The sequence below is a fragment of the Micromonospora sp. AB353 genome (assembly GCF_049538395.1).
Classification (GTDB): Bacteria; Actinomycetota; Actinomycetes; order Mycobacteriales; family Micromonosporaceae; genus Micromonospora; species Micromonospora aurantiaca.
This window is the reverse complement of the sequence record NZ_JBMVFV010000020.1, coordinates 1-23,753: the sequence shown is the minus strand read 5'-3', so window position 1 is coordinate 23,753 and position 23,753 is coordinate 1. Positions and strand designations below refer to the sequence as shown.

28 protein-coding genes and 1 pseudogene are annotated in these 23,753 nt (G+C 74.2%); 11 read left to right on the top strand and 18 right to left on the bottom strand.

From position 1 onward, the window contains the following. Nucleotides 1-90 precede the first annotated feature (90 nt). Nucleotides 91-615 carry a type II toxin-antitoxin system PemK/MazF family toxin gene (locus ACPCK6_RS11760; protein WP_423481115.1) on the top strand — a complete coding sequence of 175 codons (525 nt, stop codon included), beginning with the start codon at nucleotides 91-93 and terminating at the stop codon, nucleotides 613-615. A gap of 9 nt (nucleotides 616-624) precedes the next feature. On the opposite strand, the gene ACPCK6_RS11755 is transcribed toward ACPCK6_RS11760, so the two are convergent. The 7 genes from ACPCK6_RS11755 to ACPCK6_RS11725 all read right to left on the bottom strand — a co-directional run bounded on the left by ACPCK6_RS11755 (nucleotide 625) and on the right by ACPCK6_RS11725 (nucleotide 7,029). Then, complete coding sequence (locus ACPCK6_RS11755; RefSeq protein WP_396880214.1) at nucleotides 625-1,677, bottom strand: ADP-ribosylglycohydrolase family protein; 1,053 nt, start codon at nucleotides 1,675-1,677, stop codon at nucleotides 625-627. A gap of 26 nt (nucleotides 1,678-1,703) precedes the next feature. Then, a complete protein-coding gene (locus tag ACPCK6_RS11750; RefSeq protein ID WP_396880213.1) occupies nucleotides 1,704-2,072 on the bottom strand; it encodes a VOC family protein in 369 nt (122 codons plus the stop codon). Nucleotides 2,073-2,108: 36 nt separating this feature from the next. Further along, a complete protein-coding gene (locus ACPCK6_RS11745; RefSeq protein ID WP_396880212.1) occupies nucleotides 2,109-3,113 on the bottom strand; it encodes a methionine synthase in 1,005 nt (334 codons plus the stop codon). Nucleotides 3,114-3,150: 37 nt separating this feature from the next. Further along, nucleotides 3,151-4,224 (bottom strand): tRNA 2-thiouridine(34) synthase MnmA, encoded by a 1,074-nt coding sequence (mnmA, locus tag ACPCK6_RS11740; RefSeq protein WP_396880211.1) that lies wholly within the window; start codon nucleotides 4,222-4,224, stop codon nucleotides 3,151-3,153. Nucleotides 4,225-4,261: 37 nt separating this feature from the next. Continuing rightward, entirely contained in the window at nucleotides 4,262-5,437 is a 1,176-nt protein-coding gene (locus ACPCK6_RS11735; protein ID WP_396880210.1) for a cysteine desulfurase family protein, read from the bottom strand. Nucleotides 5,438-5,533: 96 nt separating this feature from the next. Continuing rightward, nucleotides 5,534-6,199 (bottom strand): class F sortase, encoded by a 666-nt coding sequence (locus ACPCK6_RS11730; protein ID WP_318332805.1) that lies wholly within the window; start codon nucleotides 6,197-6,199, stop codon nucleotides 5,534-5,536. Continuing rightward, nucleotides 6,196-7,029: a DUF4397 domain-containing protein gene (locus tag ACPCK6_RS11725; RefSeq protein ID WP_396880209.1), complete on the bottom strand. Its 834-nt coding sequence runs from the start codon at nucleotides 7,027-7,029 to the stop codon at nucleotides 6,196-6,198. Before ACPCK6_RS11725 ends, ACPCK6_RS11730 begins: the two co-directional genes overlap by 4 nt. A gap of 240 nt (nucleotides 7,030-7,269) precedes the next feature. Between ACPCK6_RS11725 and ACPCK6_RS11720 the strand changes: the two genes are divergently transcribed. Further along, a complete protein-coding gene (locus ACPCK6_RS11720; protein ID WP_013284457.1) occupies nucleotides 7,270-7,875 on the top strand; it encodes an RNA polymerase sigma factor in 606 nt (201 codons plus the stop codon). Beyond that, entirely contained in the window at nucleotides 7,829-8,602 is a 774-nt protein-coding gene (locus ACPCK6_RS11715; RefSeq protein ID WP_423481114.1) for an anti-sigma factor, read from the top strand. The genes ACPCK6_RS11720 and ACPCK6_RS11715 overlap by 47 nt, the downstream gene beginning before the upstream one ends. A gap of 97 nt (nucleotides 8,603-8,699) precedes the next feature. Here ACPCK6_RS11715 and ACPCK6_RS11710 read toward each other — a convergent pair whose 3' ends face one another. The 4 genes from ACPCK6_RS11710 to ACPCK6_RS11695 form a co-directional block, all read right to left on the bottom strand. After that, entirely contained in the window at nucleotides 8,700-9,659 is a 960-nt protein-coding gene (locus ACPCK6_RS11710) for an electron transfer flavoprotein subunit alpha/FixB family protein (protein ID WP_013474293.1), read from the bottom strand. A gap of 12 nt (nucleotides 9,660-9,671) precedes the next feature. Then, entirely contained in the window at nucleotides 9,672-10,451 is a 780-nt protein-coding gene (locus tag ACPCK6_RS11705) for an electron transfer flavoprotein subunit beta/FixA family protein (RefSeq protein ID WP_318332803.1), read from the bottom strand. 176 nt (nucleotides 10,452-10,627) lie between these two features. After that, the gene (locus ACPCK6_RS11700; RefSeq protein WP_396880207.1) at nucleotides 10,628-11,032 is read right to left on the bottom strand and encodes a hypothetical protein; all 405 of its coding nucleotides are present in this window, start codon (nucleotides 11,030-11,032) and stop codon (nucleotides 10,628-10,630) included. A gap of 2 nt (nucleotides 11,033-11,034) precedes the next feature. Beyond that, the gene (locus ACPCK6_RS11695) at nucleotides 11,035-11,832 is read right to left on the bottom strand and encodes a GNAT family N-acetyltransferase (RefSeq protein WP_396880206.1); all 798 of its coding nucleotides are present in this window, start codon (nucleotides 11,830-11,832) and stop codon (nucleotides 11,035-11,037) included. A gap of 41 nt (nucleotides 11,833-11,873) precedes the next feature. Here ACPCK6_RS11695 and ACPCK6_RS11690 point away from each other — a divergent pair, with 41 nt between their 5' ends. The 3 genes from ACPCK6_RS11690 to ACPCK6_RS11680 are packed head-to-tail and all read left to right on the top strand — an operon-like array spanning nucleotide 11,874 to nucleotide 12,978. After that, nucleotides 11,874-12,260 carry a YidH family protein gene (locus ACPCK6_RS11690; RefSeq protein ID WP_318332800.1) on the top strand — a complete coding sequence of 129 codons (387 nt, stop codon included), beginning with the start codon at nucleotides 11,874-11,876 and terminating at the stop codon, nucleotides 12,258-12,260. Beyond that, nucleotides 12,257-12,556: a DUF202 domain-containing protein gene (locus tag ACPCK6_RS11685; RefSeq protein ID WP_396880205.1), complete on the top strand. Its 300-nt coding sequence runs from the start codon at nucleotides 12,257-12,259 to the stop codon at nucleotides 12,554-12,556. Before ACPCK6_RS11690 ends, ACPCK6_RS11685 begins: the two co-directional genes overlap by 4 nt. Nucleotides 12,557-12,582: 26 nt before the next feature. Continuing rightward, nucleotides 12,583-12,978, top strand: a complete 396-nt coding sequence (locus ACPCK6_RS11680) for a PLD nuclease N-terminal domain-containing protein (RefSeq protein ID WP_396880204.1) — start codon at nucleotides 12,583-12,585, stop codon at nucleotides 12,976-12,978. Nucleotides 12,979-13,033: 55 nt separating this feature from the next. Here ACPCK6_RS11680 and ACPCK6_RS11675 read toward each other — a convergent pair whose 3' ends face one another. Together ACPCK6_RS11675 and ACPCK6_RS11670 are read right to left on the bottom strand one after the other, a co-directional pair. Beyond that, nucleotides 13,034-14,656, bottom strand: a complete 1,623-nt coding sequence (locus ACPCK6_RS11675) for an acetolactate synthase (RefSeq protein WP_423481113.1) — start codon at nucleotides 14,654-14,656, stop codon at nucleotides 13,034-13,036. 70 nt (nucleotides 14,657-14,726) lie between these two features. Then, nucleotides 14,727-15,500, bottom strand: coding sequence for an enoyl-CoA hydratase/isomerase family protein (locus tag ACPCK6_RS11670; protein WP_120571337.1), 774 nt, complete (start codon nucleotides 15,498-15,500; stop codon nucleotides 14,727-14,729). Between the two features lie 131 nt (nucleotides 15,501-15,631). Between ACPCK6_RS11670 and ACPCK6_RS11665 the strand changes: the two genes are divergently transcribed. Continuing rightward, nucleotides 15,632-16,204, top strand: a complete 573-nt coding sequence (locus ACPCK6_RS11665; protein WP_318332795.1) for a DUF6232 family protein — start codon at nucleotides 15,632-15,634, stop codon at nucleotides 16,202-16,204. Here the strand turns inward: ACPCK6_RS11665 and ACPCK6_RS11660 are convergent. Further along, complete coding sequence (locus ACPCK6_RS11660) at nucleotides 16,150-16,581, bottom strand: nuclear transport factor 2 family protein (RefSeq protein WP_396880202.1); 432 nt, start codon at nucleotides 16,579-16,581, stop codon at nucleotides 16,150-16,152. The genes ACPCK6_RS11665 and ACPCK6_RS11660 overlap by 55 nt on opposite strands. Before the next feature lie 58 nt (nucleotides 16,582-16,639). Here ACPCK6_RS11660 and ACPCK6_RS11655 point away from each other — a divergent pair, with 58 nt between their 5' ends. Then, nucleotides 16,640-17,122, top strand: a complete 483-nt coding sequence (locus ACPCK6_RS11655) for a DUF6232 family protein (protein ID WP_262016118.1) — start codon at nucleotides 16,640-16,642, stop codon at nucleotides 17,120-17,122. Between the two features lie 15 nt (nucleotides 17,123-17,137). Here ACPCK6_RS11655 and ACPCK6_RS11650 read toward each other — a convergent pair whose 3' ends face one another. Further along, nucleotides 17,138-18,613 carry an alpha/beta fold hydrolase gene (locus tag ACPCK6_RS11650; RefSeq protein ID WP_423481112.1) on the bottom strand — a complete coding sequence of 492 codons (1,476 nt, stop codon included), beginning with the start codon at nucleotides 18,611-18,613 and terminating at the stop codon, nucleotides 17,138-17,140. Between the two features lie 94 nt (nucleotides 18,614-18,707). Here ACPCK6_RS11650 and ACPCK6_RS11645 point away from each other — a divergent pair, with 94 nt between their 5' ends. After that, nucleotides 18,708-19,472, top strand: coding sequence for a hypothetical protein (locus ACPCK6_RS11645; RefSeq protein WP_396880199.1), 765 nt, complete (start codon nucleotides 18,708-18,710; stop codon nucleotides 19,470-19,472). Nucleotides 19,473-19,517: 45 nt separating this feature from the next. Here ACPCK6_RS11645 and ACPCK6_RS11640 read toward each other — a convergent pair whose 3' ends face one another. After that, on the bottom strand, nucleotides 19,518-20,411 hold the full coding sequence (locus ACPCK6_RS11640) for a ribokinase (protein WP_423481111.1): 894 nt from the start codon (nucleotides 20,409-20,411) through the stop codon (nucleotides 19,518-19,520). A 16-nt stretch (nucleotides 20,412-20,427) separates the two neighbouring features. Further along, complete coding sequence (locus ACPCK6_RS11635) at nucleotides 20,428-21,267, bottom strand: ABC transporter ATP-binding protein (RefSeq protein ID WP_412098856.1); 840 nt, start codon at nucleotides 21,265-21,267, stop codon at nucleotides 20,428-20,430. A gap of 132 nt (nucleotides 21,268-21,399) precedes the next feature. Here ACPCK6_RS11635 and ACPCK6_RS11630 point away from each other — a divergent pair, with 132 nt between their 5' ends. Together ACPCK6_RS11630 and ACPCK6_RS11625 are read left to right on the top strand one after the other, a co-directional pair. Beyond that, nucleotides 21,400-22,404 (top strand): ATP-binding cassette domain-containing protein, encoded by a 1,005-nt coding sequence (locus ACPCK6_RS11630; protein ID WP_423481110.1) that lies wholly within the window; start codon nucleotides 21,400-21,402, stop codon nucleotides 22,402-22,404. Continuing rightward, nucleotides 22,401-23,411 carry an ABC transporter permease subunit gene (locus ACPCK6_RS11625; protein ID WP_423481109.1) on the top strand — a complete coding sequence of 337 codons (1,011 nt, stop codon included), beginning with the start codon at nucleotides 22,401-22,403 and terminating at the stop codon, nucleotides 23,409-23,411. Before ACPCK6_RS11630 ends, ACPCK6_RS11625 begins: the two co-directional genes overlap by 4 nt. A gap of 85 nt (nucleotides 23,412-23,496) precedes the next feature. On the opposite strand, the pseudogene ACPCK6_RS11620 reads toward ACPCK6_RS11625, so the two are convergent. Next, nucleotides 23,497-23,753 (bottom strand): annotated as a pseudogene (locus tag ACPCK6_RS11620) (ROK family transcriptional regulator); the annotation flags it as partial.

Here is a 23,753-nt window from a genome sequence, read left to right as displayed (position 1 = left end):
GCCCGCCGCGCCACCCGGGCGGGTCCGCCCCGGCCGTGCGACGATCGCGTCGGCGGTGGTGGGCGACAACGGTCGGGAGGCGGGCGGCGGATGCGCGACGGGGTGATCTGGGCGCTGGTGATCGTGGCCTGCGTCGCGGCCGGATGGCTGTGGAACGAGTGGCGCCGCCGCGCGGCCGGCCGCGCCGGGACGCGCGACCGGGCGGACCGCAGGCGTGACCGGGCCGGCGCCGGGCCGCGGGGTGACCGCACCGCGACGCCGCCGAGGCCGCGGGGCGCCGGCCGGGCCGGTCGGGACGAGCCCCGGCCCGGGGAGATCTGGTGGGCCGACGTGCCCTACGCCGACGGGACCGGTTCGAAGGTGCGTCCCTGCCTGGTGCTGCGCGTCGACGGCCGGGACGCCGAGGTCTTGAAGATCACCAGCCAGGACAAGTCGGACCGGGACGACCATCTGCCGATCCCGACCCGGGACTGGGATCCGGGCGCCGACCACGACAGCTACCTCGACGTGAGCGAGCCGATCCCGGTGCCGCTGAGCGCGTTCGCCGACCGGGCCGGTGCCTGCGACCCGGACCTGTGGCGTGGCGTCCGGCGGCTGAGGCACCTCACCGGCTGAGCGAGCGCGTCACCCCTCGCCGCGGGAGCCGGCGCCGGACACCTCCCCGTCGAAGGCGGCGGCGAGCGCGGTGAGCTGGCCCGCGTACTCGATCCGGCCGGCCCACCCGGCGGGCCAGGCGGCGATGCCGTACGCGGCGCCGACGAACGCGCCGGCCAGCGCGGCGATGGAGTCCGAGTCACCGGCCGTGGTGGCGCCCCGGGCCAGCGCGCCGACCGGGTCGTCGCGGTGGCGCAGCGCGCAGAGCAGCGCGGTGGCGAGCGCCTCCTCGGCGATCCACCCCTCGCCGGTGAACCGGCACGGGTCGCCGCCGTCGTCCGGGCGGGCCAGCGCCGCCTCCAGCCGGCCGAGCACGCGCAGGCAGTCGTCCCAGCCCCGGGCGACGAACTCGGCCGCGCTGCTCTCGCCGGGCCGCTGCCACAGGTCACCGAGCCAGTCGTCGCGGTAGACGGTGCGCTGCTCCCGGGCCCGCTCGGTGAGCAGACCGGGCAGCTCCGGCAGCGCCGCGCCGTCGCGCAGCAGCCGGACCGCGTACGCGGTCAGCTCGCTCGCCGCCAGCCCGGTCGGGTGGCCGTGGGTGAGGCCGGCCTGGAGCTGGGCCAGCCCGGCCATCGTGTCCAGGTCGACGTCGAGCAGCCCGACCGGGGTGACGCGCATGTTCGCGCCGCAGCCCTTCGAGCCGGCGACAGTGGCCTCCTGCCAGCGGGCACCCCGGGCCAGCTCGGCGCAGGCCCGCAGGCAGGTCATGCCGGGCGCACGGTTGTTCTCCGGGCTGACCGACCAGTCGACGAAGCGCTGCCGCAGCAGCGGCTCCACCACCTCGGCCGTGTACGCGGACGCGTCGTGCAGCGCCCACGCCACGGCGAGCGCCATCTGGGTGTCGTCGGTGACCAGGGCCGGGTCACCGGTCAGCTCGCGCGGACCGGCCGGACCGTAGCGCCGGACGATCTCGGTGACGGTGAGGAATTCGGTCGGCTTGCCCAGGGCGTCGCCGTAGGCCAGGCCGAACAGCGAACCGGCGGCGCGGCCGGTGGCAGTGGAGGCGGTCACGATGGCGATCATGCCTCCGCCGCGCAAGCCGCGGAAGATCAGTCCCAGCAGAGGCAGAACGGATGGCCGACCGGGTCGGCGTAGACCCGGAAGCCCTCCCCCTCACCCGGTAGCCGCCGTGCGCCGAGCGCCAGCACCGCCTTCTCGGCCGCCTCGATGTCGTCGACTGTCACGTCGAGGTGGAACTGCTGCGGCCGGGCCGGGTCGGGCCAGTCGGGGGTGCGCAGGCCCGGCGCCCGCTGGAAGGCCACCCGCGGCTGGTGCCCGGGTGGACCGCCGAGCACCACCCACTCGTCGCCGTCGGAGTTCTCCTCCACCAGGGGCAGGCCGAGCAACTCGGAGTAGAAGGCGGCGAGCGCGCGCGGATCGGGGCAGTCGATCACTGTGGAACGCAGTCGTCCAATCATGCCGGTCATCGTGCCCGGCGGGTACGACGGAAAACGTCAGTCCTCGGCGAGCCGCCGGCCCGCGTCGCGGCAGGCGGTGAGCACCGCGCGGGCGTACCCCGGGGTGGCGCCGGCCAGGCCGCACGCGGGGGTGACCACCACCTGCTCGGCCAGCCGGCGGCGGGGGAAGCCGAGCTTGTCCCAGACCCGCCGGACCCGGTCGGCGACCTCGGCCGACGTGGGCGCCCGGCCGGACGGCGGCGGCAGCGTCGGCGCGGCGCCGGCCAGCAGCCCGAGCCCGGCGTCGATCGCCTCGCCGAGCGGGTCGAGGTCGGTGACCAGCGACAGGTCGAGGGCGACGCCTGCCGCGCCGGCGGAGCGGATCAGCTCCAGCGGTACGTCCGGCGCGCAGCAGTGCACGAGCGCCGGTACGCCGGCCGCCTCGATCACGTCGCGCAGCAGCGCCCGCGCCACCTCGGTCTCCACCGGACGGTGGGTGCCGAAGCCGCTCTCGGTGGGCACCCGCCCGGCCAGCACCGCAGGCAGGGACGGCTCGTCGAGCTGGAGCAGCACCGAGGCGCGCGGCAGCCGCCGGGTCACCGCCTCGACGTGCCCGCGCAGCCCTTCGCCGAGCGAACCGGCGAGGTCGCGGACCGCGCCCGGGTCGCGCAGCATCCGGCCGCCGATCGGCAGCTCCAGCGCGGCGGCGAGGGTGAACGGGCCGGCCGCCTGGACCTTCACCGGTCCGGCGTACTCCTCGGCCTGCTCGGCGAGCTGGTCGAGGTCGCGTTCCATCAGGTCGCGGGCGCGGCGCAGGTCACGGCCGGGGCGCGGGGCGATCCGCCAGCGGGCCGCGTACAGCTCGACGGGCAGTTCGACGAGCAGGCCGGCGGTGCGGCCGACGAGGTCCGCGCCCGGTCCGCGGGCGGGCAGCTCGGGCAGGTGCGGCAGGGCGGGCAGTTCGCCGAGCACGATCCGCTGCGCCTCGGCGATGTCGGTGCCGGGCAGCGACCCGATGCCGGTCGCGGATCCGGCGGGCCAGGGCCAGCGGTTCTCAGTCACCGCCGCAGCCTATCCACGGCCCGCGGCACGCCCGCCGTCAGGCGGTGATGGTGGCGGAGCCGAGGACCACGTCCCCGGCCGGGTCCGGCCGGTAGGCCACGATCGCCTGGCCGGCGGCGACACCCCGGACCGGGCGGCGCAACGACGCGCGCAGGCCGTCGCCGTCCACCTCGACGGCGGCCGGCACCACGTCGCCGTGCGCCCGCAGCTGCACCTCGCACTCGACCGGCCCGTCCGGGCGCGGGCCACCGGTCCACACCGGGCGGGTCGCGCGCACGTCGGAGACCTCCAGCGCCTCGGCCGGGCCGACAGTCACCGTGTTCGTGGTCGGGGTGATGGACAGCACGTAGCGGGGCCGGCCGTCCGGCGCCGGGCGGTCCAGGTGCAGGCCGCGCCGCTGCCCGACGGTGTACTGGTAGGCGCCGCTGTGGCTGCCCACCACCGCGCCGGTGAGGGCGTCCACCACCTGGCCCGGCGCCTCGCCGAGCCGCTCGGCGAGGAAGCCGCGGGTGTCGCCGTCGGCGATGAAGCAGATGTCGTGCGAGTCCGGCTTGTCGGCCACGGCGAGGCCGCGCCGGGCGGCCTCCGCGCGTACCTCGGCCTTCGTCGAGTCGCCGAGCGGGAAGATCGACCGGTCGAGCTGCGCGCGGGTCAGCACCGCCAGCACGTACGACTGGTCCTTGGCCGCGTCCACGCTGCGCCGCAGCAGGCCGTCGGCGCCGAGCCGGGCGTGGTGGCCGGTCACCACCGCGTCGAAGCCCAGGGCCACGGCCCGGTCCAGCACCGCCGCGAACTTGATCTTCTCGTTGCAGCGCAGGCAGGGATTGGGGGTACGCCCGGCGGCGTACTCGGCCACGAAGTCGTCCACCACGTCGTCGTGGAACCGGTCGGCCATGTCCCACACGTAGAACGGGATGCCGAGCACGTCGGCGGCGCGCCGGGCGTCCCGGGAGTCCTCCAGCGTGCAGCAGCCCCGGGCGCCGGTGCGGTACGTCTGCGGGTTACGGGCCAGCGCCAGGTGCACACCCGTCACGTCGTGCCCGGCCTCCACCGCCCGTGCCGCCGCGACGGCGGAGTCCACCCCGCCCGACATCGCCGCCAGAACCCTCACCGGCCCACTCCCCTCGTCCTCACCGAGGGTATCCGGGTCAGCGGGGCGTACGGAGGGCGGCCGCGCGACGGGCCCGCTCCACCGCCGCCGGGAGCGCGGCGATCAGCGCGTCCACGTCCGTGCCGGTGCTCGTGTGGCCGAGTGTGAAGCGCAGCGAGGACCGGGCCCGGTCGTCGTCGGCGCCCATCGCCAGCAGCACGTGCGAGGGCTGGGCCACCCCGGCGGAGCAGGCCGACCCGGTCGAGCAGGCGATGCCCTGGGCGTCCAGGAGCAGCAGCAGCGCGTCCCCCTCGCAGCCGGGGAAGGAGAAGTGCGCGTTGCCGGGGAGCCGGTCGGCCGGGTCACCGTTGAAGATCACCTCGGGGACGGCCTGCCGGACCCGCTCGACCAGTTCGTCGCGCAGCGCGGCGACGCGGGCCGCGTACTCCTGCTGGCCCTTGACCGCGGCCTCGACGGCGACCGCGAACGCGACGATGCCCGCGGTGTCGAGCGTCCCGGAGCGCACGTCACGTTCCTGACCGCCGCCGTGCAGCAGCGGGGTGGCCGGGACGTCGCGGGCCAGCAGCAGCGCGCCCACGCCGGTCGGGCCGCCGAGCTTGTGCCCGGTCACGGTGAGCGCCGACACGCCGCTGGCGGCGAAGTCGACAGGTACCTGCCCGACCGCCTGGATGGCGTCGGTGTGGAACGGCACCCCGTGCTCGGCGGCGACGGCGGCCAGCTCGGCCACCGGCTGGACGGTGCCGACCTCGTTGTTCGCCCACATGGCGGTGACCACCGCGACGCGCGCGCCGTGCTCGGCCAGCTCGGCGCGCAGGCGTTCCGGGTCGATCCGCCCGGCCGCGTCGACCGGAAGCCAGCCGGCCTCCGCACCCTCGTGCTCGACCAGCCAGTCCACCGCGTCGAGGACGGCGTGGTGCTCGACCGCGCTGGAGACCACCCGGACCCGCTCGGCCCGGCCGGCGCGACGGGCCCAGAAGACGCCCTTCACGGCGAGGTTGTCGCTCTCCGTACCGCCGCCGGTGAAGATCACCTCGGAGGGACGGGCACCGAGGGCGGCGGCCACCCGCTCGCGGGACTCCTCCACCCGTCGCCGGGCCCGGCGACCCGCCGCGTGCAACGACGACGCGTTGCCCACCTCGCGGGCGACGGCGACGTACGCCTCGAGTGCCTCGTCCAGCATCGGGGTCGTCGCCGCGTGATCAAGGTATGCCATCACGGTTCAGCCTAACGGCCTGCGTACCCGGCACCGGGGGCCGGACCGCCCCGTCCCACCCGGGGCGGTCCGGCCGCTCACGCGGAACGGCCGTGATCACGCGGGAACGGCTGTGATCACGATGTTGTCCCGGTAGCTGCGGGTCTTCGCGTCGAACGGCCCGCCGCAGGTGATCAGCGTGAGGCGGGGCTTCCCGTCGCGCGCGAAGTACCGCTCCAGCGGGATCTTCGACTTGCGGTACTCCTCCCGGGCCACCACCCGGTAGGCGCGCTCGCGGCCGTCCGAGCCGGTGGCGGTCAGCTTGTCCCCCTGGCCCAGCTCACGCAGCCGGAAGAACGCCCCCTTGCCCTGCTCGGCGCTGTCCACGTGCCCGGCGATCACCACCGAGCCGGCGTCGGCCTCCAGGCCGGGGCCGTAGCGGTACCAGCCGACCTGGTCCACGCTGGGCGGCACCTCGAACTCGTCGGTGCGCTCGTTGACGCCGACCGGGTTGACGGTGGCGGTGACCCGGATCGGCGGGATGCTCAACTTCACCGGCGGCACGATCTCGCTGCCGGCCGGCAGCGTCCCCGGGTTAACCGGGACCGAGCCGCCGCCGGTCGCCGCCGGCGTGGGCGTGGGTGTGGCGCTCGCCAAAGCGGTCACCTCGTCGCCGCCGACGTCCTCGGCGGGCTCCGATCCGCACGCCACCACCGTCGCCAGGATGAGCGCGGCGGCGCCGGCGGCCATCGCCGCCAGCGCCCCGCGGTTGCGCACCGTCACCGGCGACCGGCCCGGGCGGTTGCCGCCACCCGCGCCCCGCCGCCGACCAGGAGCAGCACGCCGGCCCCGGCCAGCACGTACCACCAGGTGTCCACGCCGGTGCCGGCCTGGCCGCCGGTGCCGCTGGGCACGCCGCCCGGCGCCGAGTGCAGCCCGTTGATGGTCTGGGCGACCACGCTCAGGTTCTTCGCCTCGGCCGAGCCGATCGCGTAGACGATGGTGGCGGTGCCCTCCTTCAGGTTCAGGTCGGCCGGGCCGATGGCGACGGTGTCGGTGCCGGCGAGCACCACGTCCGCCTCGACCGAGCCGGCCGCCACGTCCGCCTTCGCCTCCTTCGGGTTGGTCAGGCCCTCGAAGACCGGCTTGCCGCCGGCCCGCACGTCGACGGCCGGGGCGGCGGCGGTGTGCCGGACGATCAGCCGGGCCTTGCCGGCGCCCACCTTGGACACGTCGTTGACGAACGGGGTGATCTGCGGCTCGCCGGCGGCGCTCAGGTGGGCGGCGAGGCTGATGTTCGCCCCGCCCGGCACCTTCGCGTCGTCCACCTTCAGGATCGCCTTGTCGACCGCCTCGCCCGGCTTGGTCAGGGCGATGTCGTACTCCCCCTCGGGCAGGGTGAGCGGGCCGGCCACGTCGCCGGGCTTGAAGTTGTTCAGCGTCTTCTCGCCGTTGACGTACACGTCGACCGGGGTGTCCGGGATGCCGTGGACCACGGAGACCTTCGACGAGGCGGCGTAGGCCGGGCTCATGGTGGCGGCGCCGACGCCGGCGAAGGTGAGGGCGGCCACCGCGCCGCCCGCGGCGACCCGACGGAACATCGCGTACTGCATTGTCTGCCTCCTGGTGGTTGATGCTGATTCGTCAGGCCTGGCTTGCAGAACGGGTTACGCCGGCTCCGTCGCCCCCGGATGCGCCCGGATCCGATTTCTTTTTCCCGTCTCCGGGCGCATCCGCCGGACCCTCCGGCGACGAAGGAGAGGTGACGAGGGTCGTGACCGACACACCGGGAGAGTGGGGCGAGGACTGTGGGAGTTACAGTCGGGCATGCCCCACGGAAGGCGAGCCGCCCGGTGACGGCGGCCAGGCAGGGCCCCGAACCGCCGGGCGAGGACGACCTCGCCACCCGGTTCCGCGACGGCGACGAGGCGGCCCTGCGAGAGGCGTACGACAGGTACGGGCGGGCGGTGCTGCACCTGGCCACCACGACGCTCGTGAACCGCAGTGACGCCGAGGACGTGACCCAGGCGACGTTCGTCGCCGCCTGGCTCGGCCGGGAGACGTTCGACCCGGCGAAAGGCTCACTGGTCGGCTGGCTGCTCGGAATCGGGCGGCGCAAGGTGGTCGACCGGATCCGGGCCTCGGCCCGGGAGACCCGGGTGGTCGAGACGGTGAAGCAACTGCCGGAACCGGTCTCCACCGGCCCCGACCCGGACACCGTGGTCGACCGGCTGGTGGTCGCCGACGAGCTGGCCCGGCTCCCCGACGAACAGCGCCGGATGCTGGAGCTGGCGTTCTACGACGACCTGACACATCAGCAGATCGCGGCGGTGACCGGAGTGCCGCTCGGCACCGTCAAGAGTCACATCAGACGCGGCATGCAGAGCCTGAAACGCAGATGGGAGGTGGACGGTGCAGCACCTGGACCACGACCGGCTGGTCTTTCTGGCGCTCGGTGAGAGCGAGGCGGCTGACGGCGAGGCCACCCATCTGGACACCTGCGACCACTGCCGAGGCGAGATGGAGACGCTCCAGCACGTCGCCGGGCTCGGCGCGGGCACGCAGGGCCTGGCCGAGCTGCCCGACCCGCCGGAGCACATCTGGCAGGGCATCGTGGCCGAGATCCGGGCCGCCGAGGAACTGCCGGCGCTGACCGATCGGCGCCTGCCGCGCCCGGCCGACCCGGTGGAGCCGGCCGCCGTACCCGTCGTGGCGCGTCGTCCGCGGCGGAGCCGGCGCTGGCCGGGGTGGGCGACCACGGCGGTCACCGCCACCGCCGCCGCGGTGATCGGCGTGGCCGGTACGGCCGCGGTGCTCGGCGGTGGCGGCGGCGAGCCGGCCGACCCCGAGCCGCCGGTGGTGGCCAGCGCGCCGCTCGCCGCGTTCGGTTCGACGCCGAAGGACGCCTCCGGCGACGCCCGGGTGCTCGGCGACCACCGATTGCATCTGCACGTGGCGAATCTCCCGAGCGTTCCGGGGTACTACGAGGTCTGGCTGATCGATCCGAACACGATGGATATGTTCTCCGTGGGTACGCTGAGCAACGGATCAGGGGACGCGCTCCTGCCGATCCCCCCGAACGTCGACCTGCGCACCTACACCGTGGTCGACGTCAGCGCGGAGCAGTACGACAACAAGCCCGCCCACTCCGGCGACAGCCTGCTGAGGGGCACCCTGACGGGCTGATCGGCGGGCCGGCTCAGCTCCCCGGCCCGCCGATCAGCTCCCTACGAGAAAGGCCGCCGCCCGGTGCACCGGGCGGCGGCCTTCGTTCACGCGACGCTCACTTGCGCTTGCGGATCTCCTCGGCGGCCTGCGGGACGACCTTGAACAGGTCGCCGACCACGCCGTAGTCGGCCAGCTCGAAGATCGGTGCCTCGGCGTCCTTGTTCACCGCGACGATGGTCTTCGAGGTCTGCATGCCGGCCCGGTGCTGGATCGCACCGGAGATGCCCAGCGCGACGTAGAGCTGCGGGGAGACCGTCTTGCCGGTCTGACCCACCTGGAACTGGTGCGGGTAGTAGCCGGAGTCGACTGCCGCGCGGGACGCGCCGACCGCGCCGCCGAGCAGGTCGGCCATCTCCTCGACCAGCTTGAAGTTGTCGGCGTTGCCGACACCGCGACCGCCGGAGACGACCACCGACGCCTCGGTCAGCTCGGGGCGGGAGCCCTTCTGCTCGGCGACCCGCTCGACGACCTTGGCGAGCTTGTCCGCGTCGGTGACCGACACGGTGAGCTGCTCGACCGCCGGGGTCGCCGCGGCCGGGGCCGGGTTGAGCGAGTTCGGCCGGACGGTGACCAGCGGCAGGCCCTTGGTGACCTTCGACTTGACGATGGTGGAGCCGGCGAACGCGACCTGGGTGGCGGTGCCGTCGGCGGCCAGGCCGACCACGTCGGTCAGGATGCCGTTGTCCAGCTTGACCGCCAGGCGGGCGGCGATCTCCTTGCCCTCCTGTGACGAGGCGAGCAGCACCGCGGCCGGCTGGACGCGCTTGACCAGCTCGGCGACCACCGTGGCCTTCGGGGCGACCAGGTAGCCGTCGATCTCCTCACCCTCGGCGGCGTAGATCTTCTCCGCGCCGTACTCACCCAGCTTGGCGCTCAACGCCTCGGCGGCACCGGCCCCACCGAGCACGACGGCGCTCGGGGTGCCCAGCTCGCGGGCGAGGGTGAGCATCTCCAGGGTGACCTTCTTGACGCCGAATTCCTTCGTGGCTTCGACGACGACGAGAACCTCAGACATGTCAGCGACCTCTCACACGAACTTCTCGGTGGCGAGGAACTCGACCAGCTTCACGCCGCCGTCGCCCTCGTCGGTGATCTTCTCGCCGCCGGAGCGCGGCGGGCGCTTGGAGTGCTCCACCACGGCGCTGGTGGCGCCGTCGAAGCCCACCTCGGCCGGGGCCACGCCCAGGTCGCCCAGGGACAACGTCTGCACCGGCTTCTTCTTGGCCGCCATGATGCCCTTGAAGGACGGGTAGCGCGGCTCGTTGATGGTGTCCCAGACGGAGACCACAGCCGGGGTCGAGGCGGTGACCACCTCGTAGCCCTCCTCGGTCTGCCGCTCGACAGTCAGCGTCGAGCCGTCGACGGTGAGCTTGCGCGCGCCGGTCAGGGCGGCCACACCCAGCCGCTCGGCGATCATGTGCGGCATGACCTGCACCCGGCCGTCGGTCGACTCCGCACCGCAGATGACCAGGTCGGCGCCCAGCTGACCGAGGGCGGCGGCCAGCACCTTCGAGGTCGCCACCGCGCAGGAACCGTGCAGGGCGTCGTCGACGACGTGGACGGCCTTGTCCGGGCCCATGGACAGCGCCTTTCGGATCGACTCGGTCGCCCGGTCCGGACCCATGGTCAGGATGGTGACCTCGCCGCCGTGCGCCTCCTTGATCTTCAACGCCTCCTCGATGGCGTACTCGTCCATCTCGTTGATGACGTTGTTCGCCGAACCGCGGTCGACGGTGTTGTCGTCAGAACGCAGGTTGCGGTCCGCGCCCGAATCGGGCACCTGCTTGACGAGTACGACGATGTTCATCGCGCTTCGACGACCCTCCTGTTTGGTGTAGCGATCACTCGCCCGGTCACGGGCGCAGCCTCCCGCGTGACGCAACGTGGGTCAACCGCGGGCAGCTGTGCACTTCCCCACGAGGCAATGTTACCCGCAAGTAGCATGGCCACCCCGGCGGCCCGGAGTGACGCAACTCACCACCGTCACGCAGCCTCGGTCAGCGCCTGCCGGATCTTCTCGATCGCCGCCGCCTCGGCCGGCTCGATTCCCCGGTGCGCCTGCGCCACCCGATCCGCCGCGTCCAGCACCACCGACCGGTACGTCTCGACGTCCCCCGGCGACTTGGCGCGCAGGATCTTCACCGACCGGCCCAGCGCGGGCAGCACCACCGACTCGACCTCCAGGACCGAGTCCCGAGGGAGTTGCGGCAGCGGCCCGGTGGTCAGCGCCTCCTTGACCACGCCGCCCACCTCGCCGAGCGCGCCGGAGGCGGCGAAGCTCTCCCGCACCATCGCCAGCACCCCCGGTACGGCGTTGGAGACCAGGAACACGGCACCGAACGCGCCGGTCTTCAGGGTGAGCCGCTCGTCCGCCGTCAACCGCTCCATGATCACGGAGTGTAGACGTAGGGCGTGGTGGTGGTGACCGCAACGAGCCCGAGCCGCTCCAGGATGGGCCGGCTGTCCGGCGAGCAGTCCACCTGCAGCAACGTCTTGCCGCGCTGCTGCGCCAGCCGCGCCCGGTACGCCACCAGCGCCCGGTAGATGCCCTTCTTGCGCCACTGCGGCAGCGTCGAACCGCCCCAGAGGCTGGCGAAGCCGGTGCCACGCTGGTAGCGGATCCAGCCCGCGCTGACCACCGTCTCCCCCGCCTCGGCCACCACCACAGTGATCGACTGCGGATCCGCCTCGATCTCCCGGGCCAGCCCGTACACCAGGTGGCTGCGGTCCTCCCGCCAGACCTCCTCCTCCATGGCGGCGATCCGCTCCAGGTCGGCCCGGCTGGTGACCTCGCGCAGGCGTACCCCCTCGGGGAGCACCGGGACGGCGGCGGCGAGCGGCGCGACCGGGCCGACCACGACTGTCTCCTGGTCCTCCGGGACGAACCCGGCGGCGCGCAGCCGGTCGGCCAGGTCGGCCGGCTCGTCGTGACCGGCGAGCTTCCACTCGACCGCCTCGCCCCGAGATCGGAAGACCTCGACCTGCCGGGCGATCAGGGCGTCCAGCTCGGCGCCGGCCAGGCCGTCGAGCGTCCGGTAGGTGAGGAAGCCGCGGTGGTCGAGCCCGAGCACGCGGAACAGCGGGCCGTCGTGCTCGACAGTCACCCCGTCCGGCAGCGGGTCCGGCAGCTCCGGTCGGATCTGGCTGTCGTAGGCGTCACGCAGCTCGCGCGCGTCAAGATCGGTCATCCCCCCAGGCTAGGCGCGGGGCAAAGCGGATAATCGGCAGCGTGTGGGAGTCGATCAAGAGCTGGTTCGACCCGCGTGAGCTGCGTTCGGTCGGCACCCCGCCGGACTACCGCTTCTCGCTGGCGAACGAACGGACGTTCCTGGCCTGGCTGCGAACAGGTCTCGCACTGGTGGCGGGCGGGCTGGCCGCGGCGCAGTTCCTGCCGCCGCTGCGCCTGGCCCACCTGCGCGAGACGCTCGCGATCGCGCTGCTGCTGCTCGGCGCCACCGTCTCGATCCGGGCGGTCGACCACTGGGCGCGCACCGAACGCGCCATGCGGCTGAACGAGGAGTTGCCCGCGTCCCGCTTCCCGGCCGTCCTGGCGCTGGTCGTCGCGGTCGGCGCGCTGCTGCTGGTGGCCGCCGTGCTGGTGGGCGGCGCGCGGTGACCCGTGACCCCGGCCTGCAACCCGAGCGCACCCGGCTGGCGTGGCGGCGGACGCTGCTCACGCTCACCGCGGTGATGCTGCTCCAGCTCCGGCCGGCGTTCGGCGGCCGGCCCGTGGACGCGGCGCCGGCCGGGCTCGCGGTGGTGGTCTGGCTCGCCGTGCTGGTGGTGACGTGGCACCGGGCCACCGGCACCGGACCGCGCCGGTTCGACGGCTTGTCGGTGCCGCTGACCGCGCTCGGTGCGGCCGGGCTTGCGGTGCTCGGCGTGGCGCACGTGCTCGGCGGGGTGCACTGACGAGCGGCGGTGAGCCATCATGAGGCATGGCCCGCCTCTACGTGCTGCTCTTCCTGGTCCAGATCGTCCTCGCCGTGTGCGCGCTGATCAGCTGCCTCTCCGCCGACGAGGAGAAGGTCAAGGCGCTGCCCCGGATGATCTGGGTGCTGATCATTCTGTTCTTCCCGCTGGTCGGCTCGATCGCCTGGTTCCTCGTGGGCCGTGAGCGCCCGGCCGGAGCCGTGGGCGTCACCGGCGCGGGCGGTACCGCCGCCCCGGCCCGCCGCCCGCTCGCCCCGGACGACGACCCGGAGTTCCTCGCCTCGCTCGACGAGCGGTCCCGCCGCGAGGACCAGGAACGGCTGCGGCTCTGGGAGGAGGACCTGCGCCGCCGCGAGGAGGAACTGCGCCGCCCGGACGACAGGGACCGCCCCGAGGTCTGACAGGCGCCGCGGGCCGCCCGCCGGTCACCCGGCGGACGGCCCCCACGCGCCGTGGTCAGGCCAGGTTCGACGAACGGGGGTACGCGTCGGCGGGGTCGGTCAGCACGTTCACCAGGTACGGCACGCCCGAGTCGAACGCGCGCCCCAGCGCGGGCCCGAGGTCGGCGGCCTTCTCCACCGTCTCGCCCGCGCCGCCGAGCGCCTCGACCACCTTGTCGTAGCGCAGGCCGGGCTGGAGGTCGGCGGCCACGTCGTAGCCGTACATCGCCCGCATCGGGTGCTTCTCCAGCCCCCAGATGCCGTTGTTGCCGACCACGATCACCACCGGCAGCTTCTGCCGGACCAGCGACTCCACGTCCATCAGCGAGAAGCCGGCCGCGCCGTCGCCCATCAGCACGCAGATCTGCCGGTCCGGGTGGCTGACCCGGGCGCCCATCGCGTAGCCCATGCCGGTGCCGAGGCACCCGTACGGGCCGGGGTCGAGCCAGGTGCCGGGCTGGGCCGGCTCCAGGTACCGCCCGGCGTACGACACGAAGTCGCCGCCGTCGCCGATGGTGATGGCATCAGGCGTGAGCGCCCGGCGCAGCTCACCGTAGATCCGGGCCGGGCGGATCGGGTCGCTCTCGGCGGCCATCTCCTCCGCGTCGCGGGCCTTCGCCGCGTCCTCGGCGGTCCGCAGCTCGGCGATCCAGTCGGCGTGGTCGGCCCGGTCGCCGGTGTGGTCGGCGAACGCACCCAGGATCAGCCGCAGGTCACCGGCCGGCGCGGCGGCCGGCTGCACGTGCCCGGCCCGCTGGCTCGGTGCGTCCACGACGTGCACCACCTGGGCGTCGCCGAAGTCGCCGAAGGAGAGCCGGAAGTCCAGCGGGGTGCCGATCACCACGACCACGTCGGCGCCCTTGAGCGCGACCCGGCGGGCCTTGGCGAAGGCGAGCGGGTGCTCCGGCGGCAGCGCGCCCCGGCCCATCCCGTTCGTGAACACCGGCACCCGCAGCGACTCGGCGGCGGCGCGCAGCGCGTCGACGGCGTCGCCCGCGTACACGTCGGAACCGGCGATGATCACCGGCCGGGACGCGCCGGCGATCAGGCGGGCCGCCTTCGCCACCTCGTCCGGGTCCGGCTCGATCGGGGCCGGCGGCGTGACCGCCGGCAGGTCGGCGTCACCGACGGAGAAGACCGCCTCCAGCGGGAAGTCCAGGAAGACCGGGCCGCGGTGCGGGGTGAGCGCGGTGGTCAGCGCCGCCGACACCGCGCGCGGGATGTCGTCGGCGCTGAACACCGTCTCGGCGTGCTTGGTCACCGGCGCGACGAGCGGCAGGTGGTCCATCTCCTGGAGGCTGCCCGAGCCCCAGCGGAACTGCGGCGCCCGCCCACCGAGCACCAGCACCGGCGAGGCGTTGAAGAACGCGCTGGTCAGGCCGGAGACGCCGTTTGTGACGCCGGGGCCGGCGGTGAGCACGGCCAGGCCGGGGCGGCGCTGGAGCTTGGCGACCGCCTCGGCGGCGAACACCGCGGACTGCTCGTGCCGCACGTCGTAGAGGGGGAACCCCGCCTTGTGCGCGGCGTCGTAGAGCGGGAAGACGTGCCCGCCGGACAGCGTGAACATCTCCCGTACGCCGTGCGCGCGTAGTGCCGCGAGTGCCAGATCGCCCCCGTGGCCCTCGATCCGCTCCGTCATGCCATTCCCCTTCGTCGACCGACCGGGGTCACGCTACTGGCCGGTACACCAGATGTGAACAGCTCTCGCGTCAGCGACCGGTGAAGCCCGGCTTACGCTTCTCCACGAACGCGGCCATGCCCTCGCGCCGGTCGTCGGTGGCGAACAGCGCCGCGAAGAGCTGACTCTCCCAGGCCAGGCCCGACGTGAGGTCCATGTCCAGACCGCCGTCGACAGCCGCCTTCGCCGCGCGCAGCGCCTGCACCGGCCCGGTCAGGAACGGCTTCACGTACGCCACCGCGGCGTCGTAGACCTCGGCGGCCGGGACCACCCGGTCGGCCAGGCCGATGCGCAGCGCCTCGGCGGCGTCGACCATCCGCCCGGTCATGATGAGATCCTTGGCGCGGGCCGGGCCGACCAGGCGGGCCAGCCGCTGGGTGCCGCCGGCACCGGGGATGATGCCGAGCTTGATCTCCGGCTGGCCGAGCTTGGCGTCCTCGGCGACGATCCGCCAGTCACAGGCCAGCGCCAGCTCGCAGCCGCCGCCGAGCGCGTAGCCGGTGATCGCGGCGACGACCGGCTTGGGGATGCGGGCGATCGCACCGAGCGCGCTGGACAGGTCAGCCGCGCGCTCCGCCATGTCCACGTAGGACATGTCGGCCATCTCCTTGATGTCCGCACCGGCCGCGAAGACCTTCTCGCCGCCGTACACGATCACGGCGCGGACCTCGGCGTCGGCGGTGGCCGCCGAGGCGGCGGCGCGCAACTCCTCCTGCACCTGGGTGTTGAGCGCGTTCATCGGCGGCCGCTCCAGCCGGATGGTGCCGATGCCGTCCTTCACTTCCAGCCTGACGAACTCGCCCACGCTGCCCTCACTTCCTCGTCGAAGTCGCGTGCCAACCTTACGACTCGCCTCGTTGGGGTAGACAGTGTGGTGTCGGCGACTCCCCAGGTCGCCGCCGGAGTCGCCGCCGCCCCGCCACCGGGAGTGAGGCCATGATCACCTACTACGACGACCGTTCCGTCCAGGTCACCTCCACCGCGGTACGGGTGGACGGGCGCAGCTACCCGCTGGCCGAACTGACCACCGTGTGGCACCGGCGGGGCGACCGCTCCTGGCGGGTGCTCGCCGGACGCGGCGCGATCGGGGCCGCGCTCGCCGGGCCGCTGGTGGCCGCCGTGCTGGGCATCGCGCTGGCCGTGTGGCTCCAGCGCTCGGCGGCGGTCACCGTCGCCATCGTCGGCGTCTCGGTGCTGGTCGGCCTCGCCGTCGGCCCGCTCGCGGACTTCCTCTTCGAACACCTGGACCGCTCGTACGCCCGGGGCAGCCGGGAGATGGAGATGTGGGCGCAATGGCGGGGCCGCCCGGTGCGGCTGCTGCACACCCGCGACGCCATGCGCTTCGGGCAGGTCTACCGGGCGGTGCAGCGGGCCATGGAGAGCCTGCCGGCCGCGCCGGATCGCCCCGGCCGTCCCGCGACCGGCCGTCCCGCGACCGGTGCTGCCACGCCCGGTCAGAACGTGATCGGCTCGTCCGGCAGCAGGCCCAGCCCGCGCAACAGGCCGTAGGTGTCCTGCTCGCCCCAGAACTGGACGATCCGGCCGCCGGCCAGGCGGTACATCTTGCAGGCGCTCTGCACCGTGGTCGCCCCTGTCGCGTCCCGCCGGTACGTCTGCGCCAGCGACACCACCACCCGGTCCCCGGCCGCGAAGATCTCCCGGATCTCCTGGTCGAGCACGGTCAGGCCGGGCGAGGACACGGCCGCCTCGGTGTAGCGCCGGCCGCGTACCGCGCTGCCGGAGCCGTAGATCTCCACGTCCTCGTCGACCACCTCGGCCAGTTCGGCCAGGTCCTTCGTGACGAAGGTGCGCAGGTAGCGCTTGACCACCTCGACGTTGCGCGCCTGCTCGTCGCCGCCGGTTCCGGCCCCGCTCCGGTCCGTCATGCCGCCAGCCTACCGGCGCACGCGTCGCCGGCATCGACACGCGCGGTTAGGCTGATTCATGGTCCTCTATTACCGGGATGACACCGTGCAGGTCACCTCCGAGGCCATCCACGCGGGCGGTCAGGCCGTCGCGCTCGCCGACGTCACGTACGTCTGGCACGCGCGCGGCACCACCACACTCGCCGTCCGGGGACGGGTGCTGGGCCGCGGGGTGCTGGTCCTGCTGCTGTCGCTACCACCCCTCGTCGCGGTGGTCTGCGTGCTCTCGCTGGCCTGGTCCGCGCAGGACCGGGGCGAGTGGAAACTGGCCCTGATCATCCTGGCCGCCTTCGTGGTGGTGGGACTGGCGCTCACCCCGTTCCTGGAGGTGCCGCTCGGCTGGCTCGACCGTTCCTACGAGCGCGGCAACCGGGTGCACGAGCTGTGGGTGCAGCACCACGGCCGGGAGACGATGCTGGTGCGTACGCCCGACGCGCTGCGGTTCGGGCAGATCTACCGGGCCGTGCAACGCGCCGTGGAACAGCAGACCGACCGCCGCTGAGCCGACCGGCGCCGGTCAGGTCAGCGGCAGCGTGGTCGCGATCGGCCAGGCCAGCACCACCGCCCCGACCGACGGCGCCAGCCACCACGGCGCGGCACGGCGGCGCAGCACCACGGCCCAGGCCGCCTGCCAGGCCACCAGCGCCGCGAACAGCGGCACCACCAGCAGCACGAACCCGGGTGCCAGCCCGGCCACCGCGGCGACGGCGAGCACCAGCACGGCGATCCCGCCGGTGGCCGCGTACCGGACGCCGTGGCCGTCCGTGAGCCGCTCGGCGCCGAGCAGGAACGTCAGGCAGCAGAACGTCACCAGGGGCAGCAGCCACCACCGGGCCCCGACCGGCACGGTCGAGGTGAGACCGAGATGAAGTGGCAGCGCGACGGCGAGCACCGCGTACCCGAGGAGCACGACGGCGACGACAGCGGACCGGACGCCACCACCGGTCGCCGGCGACCGGCGGGGTTGCGTGAAGCGCGCCGCGGCGGCCAGCAGCACGCCGGTGAGCAGCAGGAACACCGCCACATATCCGCCCACGGCGAGCGGCAGCCGGGCGGTCGGCAGCAGCGCGGCGAGCACGGCCCCCACGCCCGCCGCCGGCACCGTCGCGGCGAGCCACCGCCCGGTACGCGGACCGCCGGTGCCCGCCCGCGCCCGGCGCGGCAGCAGCGCGGCAAGCGGCACGAAGCCCAGTGCGAACCCCGCCAGCAGCAGCCCGGCACCGGCCGGCCGGGTCAGCGGGGACGGCGGCGGCCCGCCGGCAGGGTCCGGCAGCGCGTCGAGCACCGCGGCGTGCGTACGCGGCGCGAACAGCACCGACACGTGCTCCACGCCGGGCGCCACCACCCGCGTGCGGGTGCCCGGCGCCGCGTCCCGTGACGCCTCGTCGACGGCCTGACGGAAACCGGCGAACTCCAGCCCGCCCACCACGAGCGTCAGCCGCCCCGGCCAGCCGGCCGGCACGTCACCGCCGTCGGGCAGCGAGATCGCCACGGTCCGGTCGATCTCCGGATGCGCGACCGCGTACCGGGTCACAGCGCCGGCGCCCATCGAGTGCCCGACCAGGACGATCCGGTCCGGGTCGACGCCGGGACGCCCGCGCAGCCAGGCGACCGCCACGTCCAGGTCGTGCCGCAGCAGCGCCCGGCTGCGTTCCTCGTCCCGGCCCGCACCGGGTAGCCGGGCGTGGCTGGCGCCGTGGCCGGCGAAGTCGAGCAGCACCGCGATCCCGCCCCGGCGGGCCACCGAGTCGGCGAGCGGCCGCATCAGCCGAGCCGACCCGGCGAAGCCGTGCGCGATCACCACCCCGGGCCGCCGGTCGCCGCTCACGCTGTCCGCCCGGACCTCGGTCAGCGGCACTCCCGCCACGGTCGCCCGCCGGGTGCTCAGACCGGCGTCGGCGCGGGCCAGGAGCAGGGCGCCCAGGACGACAGCGAGCAGCGCGACCAGGCCGCAGGCGAGTAGTCGCCGCGACGCCGGGCCGGGGGTGGGCATGCCGGCACCCTACGCCGCCCGACGGCCCCGGCGTGACAGTCGCCGCCCGGCCGCCGCCGGGCGGCACTGGTCACGACGCCGCACACTGGATGTCATGGCGATCCCTCTTCCCCGGCCCGGCGCCCTGCTCGGCCTCACCCGTACCGCAGTGGACCAGGCGCTCGGCTCGGCCGCCACGGTGGCCTCGGTGCCCGCTCGCGCCTTCGCCGTCCTCGACCAGGTGGAGGCGCTGGTCCGGCGGATCGACGGGGTGGTGGACCGGATCGAGGGCACGCTCGACCGCACCGACCGGGTGCTCACCGACGCGGAGACGGCGGTCCGCGAGGTGGCGGTGATCAGCGCCGCCGCCACCGCGGCGATCGACACGGCGACCGAGGTTGCCGCCGCGGCGACTGTCGTGGTCGGCGAGGCGCAGCGGGTCTCCGAGGCGGCGGCCGTGGTGGTCGGCGAGGCCGACCGGGTGGCCCGGACCGCGGCCGGTGTGGTGACCGAGGCGGAGACGGTGACCGCGCGGGCGGCGGGCACCCTCGCCACCGCCGAGAAGGCCACCGGCGTGGCAAACGAACTGTTGGCCGCGTACGAGGCGACGCTGCGCCGGGCCGCGCCGATGGCGGCGCGCTTCGTGGAGCAGCTCAGCCCGGAGGAGGTGACCGCCGCGATCCGGCTCGTGGACGAGTTGCCGAAGCTCAAGGACCACCTCACCTCGGACGTGCTGCCGATCCTTGCCACGCTGGACCGGGTCGGCCCGGACCTGCACGACCTGCTGGACGTCACGCGAGATCTCAAGCTCGCGGTCGCCGGCATCCCCGGGCTCGGCATGCTGCGCCGGCGCGGCGAACGCCTCACCGACGAGGTGTAAGGAAGGGCCCCTTCTTAACGCCTCCGGTAGTAAAAGGGGCCCTTCCTAACACTCGAACAGCTCGTCGATCTCCGCCCGATGGGGCAGCGCGACCGAGGCGCCGAGCTTGCGTACGCACGCCGCACCGGCGGCCGCCGCCCAGCGCACCGCGTCGGCCAGATCCCGCCCCTCGCCCCAGGCCACCGCGAGCGCGGCGGTGAACGCGTCCCCGGCGGCGGTCGAGTCGACCACGTCCACCGGCACCGCCGGCACGTGCGTCGCCGGGCGGTCCCGGTCGACGTACCAGGCGCCGTCGCCGCCGAGCGTGAGCACCGCCCGGGGCACCAGGTCCAGCAGCGCCGCCGGCTCGTCCCGGCCGCGGCCGGTCAGCGCCTGCGCCTCCGGCTCGTTCACCACGAGCAGGTCGGTGGCCGCGAGCAACTCGGCCGGCACCGACCGGGCCGGCGCGGCGTTGAGCACCACCCGGGTGCCCGCCGACCGGGCCGCCAGCGCCGCCTCGGTCACCGTCTCGACCGGCACCTCCAGCTGCGCGACCAGCACGTCCGCATCGCGTACGGCGGAAAGCTCGTCCGCGGTCAGCGACGTGAACGCGGCGTTCGCGCCGGGGGTGACCAGGATGGCGTTCTCCCCCGCGCCGCCGACCATGACCAGCGCGACGCCGGACGGGCCGTAGACCACCCGCAGGTGGCCGGTGTCCACGCCGGCCGCGGTCATGCGGGCGCGCAGCGTCACGCCGAACGAGTCCGAGCCGATCGCGCCCAGGAAGACGCAGGACGCGCCGGCGCGTACCGCGGCGACCGCCTGGTTGGCACCCTTGCCGCCGGGCAGCATGACGAAGTCGTCGCCCAGCACCGTCTCGCCGGGCCGGGGCAGCGCGGCGCCGATGCCGACCAGGTCCATGTTGGCGCTGCCGACGACGGCGATCCGGGTCTGCGGCACGGTGTCGTCCCGTCGCTCAGGCGGCGCGGGCGGCCCAGCGGTCGCCGGACCGCGTGACCACGAGCGGAAGGCCGAACGTCTTCGACAGGTTGTCGGCGGTGAGCACGTCGGCGAGCAGGCCCTGCGCCACCACGGCACCCTCGCGCAGCAGCAGCGCGTGGGTGAAGCCCGGCGGGATCTCCTCCACGTGGTGGGTGACCAGCACCATCGCCGGCGCGTCCGGGTCGTACGCCAGCTCGGCCAGCCGGGCCACCAGGTCCTCGCGCCCGCCCAGGTCGAGCCCGGCGGCGGGCTCGTCGAGCAGCAGCAGCTCCGGGTCGGTCATCAGGGCGCGGGCGATCTGCACGCGCTTGCGCTCGCCCTCCGACAGCGTGCCGTACGTGCGGTCGGTGAGGTGGCCGACGCCGAGCTGGCGCAGCAGCGCGGCGGCGCGCGCCACGTCGGTGCGGTCGTAGCTCTCCCGCCAGCGGCCGACCACCGACCAGGCGGCGGTCACCACCACGTCGACGACCCGCTCCTCGGCGGGGATCCGCTCGGCGAGCGTCGCGGTGGACAGACCGATGCGGGTACGCAGCTCGTTGACGTCGGTACGGCCGATGCGCTCGCCGAGCACGTGCGCGACGCCGCTGGTCGGGTGCAGCCGGCCGGCGGCCAGGTTGAGCAGCGTGGTCTTGCCCGCGCCGTTCGGCCCGAGTACCACCCACCGTTCGTCCAGCTCGACCCGCCAGTCGACGTCGTGCACCAGCGCGGTGCCGGAACGCTTGACGACGACCCCGTCGAGGCTGACCACCAGATCCGCGTCCACGGTCGAGGGGGCGGGGGCGCCCGGGGCGCCGGGGATCAGGTCACCAGTCACCGCTCCATCCAATCACGCACCCGGCCCGGCGCCCCCCACGGGCGGCGCCGCCGCCATAGGGTGGGGCGCCGTGTCGTTGGTCACCACTTCCGGAAGGACACCCATGCCCGACCGCTGCCGGAAGGCGCGCGGATGAGCGCGGTCATCGAGATCGCGGGTCTCCGCAAGACGTTCCACACGCTGCGCCAGGGGCGCCGGGTCGCCGTCGACGGCTTCGACATGCTGGTCGAGGCGGGCCAGGTGCACGGTTTCCTCGGGCCGAACGGGTCCGGGAAGACCACCACGCTGCGTGCGCTGCTGGGGCTGGTCCGGCCGGACTCCGGGCGGATGCGCGTGCTGGGCGCCGAGTCACCCGAGCACCTGCCGGACGTGGCCGGCCGGGTCGGCGCGATCGTGGAGAGCCCGCAGTTCTTCGCCAACTTCACCGCGCACCGGACGCTGCGGTTGCTGGCGCTGGCCGGCGGTGTGCCGACCAGCCGGGTGGACGAGGTGCTGGAGCAGGTCGGGCTGCGCGACCGGGGCCACGAGCGGGTCAAGGGTTACTCGCTGGGCATGAAGCAGCGGCTGGCGGTCGCGTCGGCCCTGCTGAAGAGCCCGGAGCTGCTGATCCTGGACGAGCCGGCGAACGGGCTGGACCCGGCCGGCATCCGGGAGATGCGCGACCTGACCCGGTCGCTGGCCGAGGCCGGGGTGACGGTGCTGCTGTCCAGCCACATCCTGGCCGAGATCCAGTTGATCTGCGACCACGTGACGATCGTGAGCCGGGGGCAGCGGGTCGCGTACGGGCCGGTGCAAGAGGTGCTGGCCGGCTTCGACCAGCACCAGTGGCGGGTCCGGGTGGCCGACCCGGAGCGGGCCGGGGAGCTGCTGGGCCGGGCCGGCCTGTCGGTGGCCGTCGCGCCGGACCACCTCGTGGTGACCGGTGTGCAGGATCCGGAGACGATCAGCCGGACGCTCGGCGAGCAGGGCATGTGGGTACGCGAGCTGGTCCCGCTGCGGCCGGACCTGGAGAGCGTCTTCCTGGAGCTGACCGGCGGCCACGAGCACGTGGCGGTGCCGCGGCAGGTCGACGGTGCAGCGCCGAGCGACGGAGTGATCGATCTCGACGTCCGCGAGACCCGGGAGGTGGACGCGTGAACCTGGTCCGTGCCGAGCTGGAGCGACTGGCCGCACGGCGTTTCGTGCAGCTCATGATGGTGCTGCTGGCTGTCGCCTTCGCGGTGACAGTGGTGACCACGCTCGCCGGTTCGCACCGGCCGAGCCCGGCGGAGCTGAGCCGGGCCCAGGCGCAGGCGGCGGAGAGCGTGCGCCAGATGGAGATGACGTACGACCGCTGCCTGCGGATCCGGGAGGGTTCGCTCCCGCCGGGTGAGAACGACTACCTGCCGCGCGACTGCGCCCAGATCGATCCGGCCCAGCTCGAGGATCTACCGAGCGCTGCCGACTACCTCAGCGGTGTCTTCGTCTTCGCCAAGGAGGCCGAGCCGCTGCTCTACTTCCTGATCGCGTTCCTGACGCTGTTCGGGTTCCTGGTCGGCGCCTCCTACATCGGGGCCGACCTGAACTCGGGCGGGGTGGTCAACCTGCTGCTGTGGCGGCCCCGGCGGCCCACTGTGCTCGCGGCGAAGCTCGGCACGCTGCTGGGCGGGCTGCTCGGCCTGTCGGTGCTGGCGTCGGCGGCGTACCTCGGGGCGTTCTGGTTGATCGGCCAGGCGTCCGGCCTGGTCGGGCGGACCGGTGGCGACTTCTGGCCGTCGCTCGCCGCGATCTGGGTACGCGGGCTGGTGCTGGTGCTGCTCGCCGCGGCGCTCGGGTTCGCCGTGGCCACGCTGGGCCGGCACACCTCGGCGGCGCTGGGCACGGTGGCCGCGTACGTGGTGGTGTGGGAGCTGGGTGCGCGGCTGGTGTTCCAGATCCTCGAGGTCGGCCGGCCTGATCGGTACATGCTGTCCAGCTATCTGGCGGCCTGGCTGTCCGGTGAGGTACGGCTCTGGGACAACAACGCCTGCGGCCCCGGGATCTCCGGCTACTGCGACGGCTCGTACACACTGACCTGGACGTCGGGCGTGGTGGTGCTGGTCGGGCTCACCGGCGCCCTGGTGGCCGCGGCGTTCACCGTGTTCCGTCGCCGCGACCTGATCTGACCGGAGCCGCATCCCGGCAACTCCTTGCGAACCCTGGCGCCTTGCTGAAGGATTCCTTCACATGGCGCCAGGGTGCACGACGCGGTCAGCCGATCGTCGAGCCGAACACCTCGTCGCGTACGGCGTCCAGCGCGGTCCGCAGCGCGCCGCGCAGGATCGGCTCCTCGGTCAGCCCGGTGGTGACCACCCGGGGCCGGACCAGCGTGATCGCGGCGACCTCGTGCTGCACCCGCTCGGCCAGCGCCGCCCCGCCGGCCTGCCCGACCGCCCCGGCGAGCACCACGAGCGGCGGGTCCAGCACCACGCAGGTGCTCGCCACACCGAGCGCCAGCCGCCGGGCCA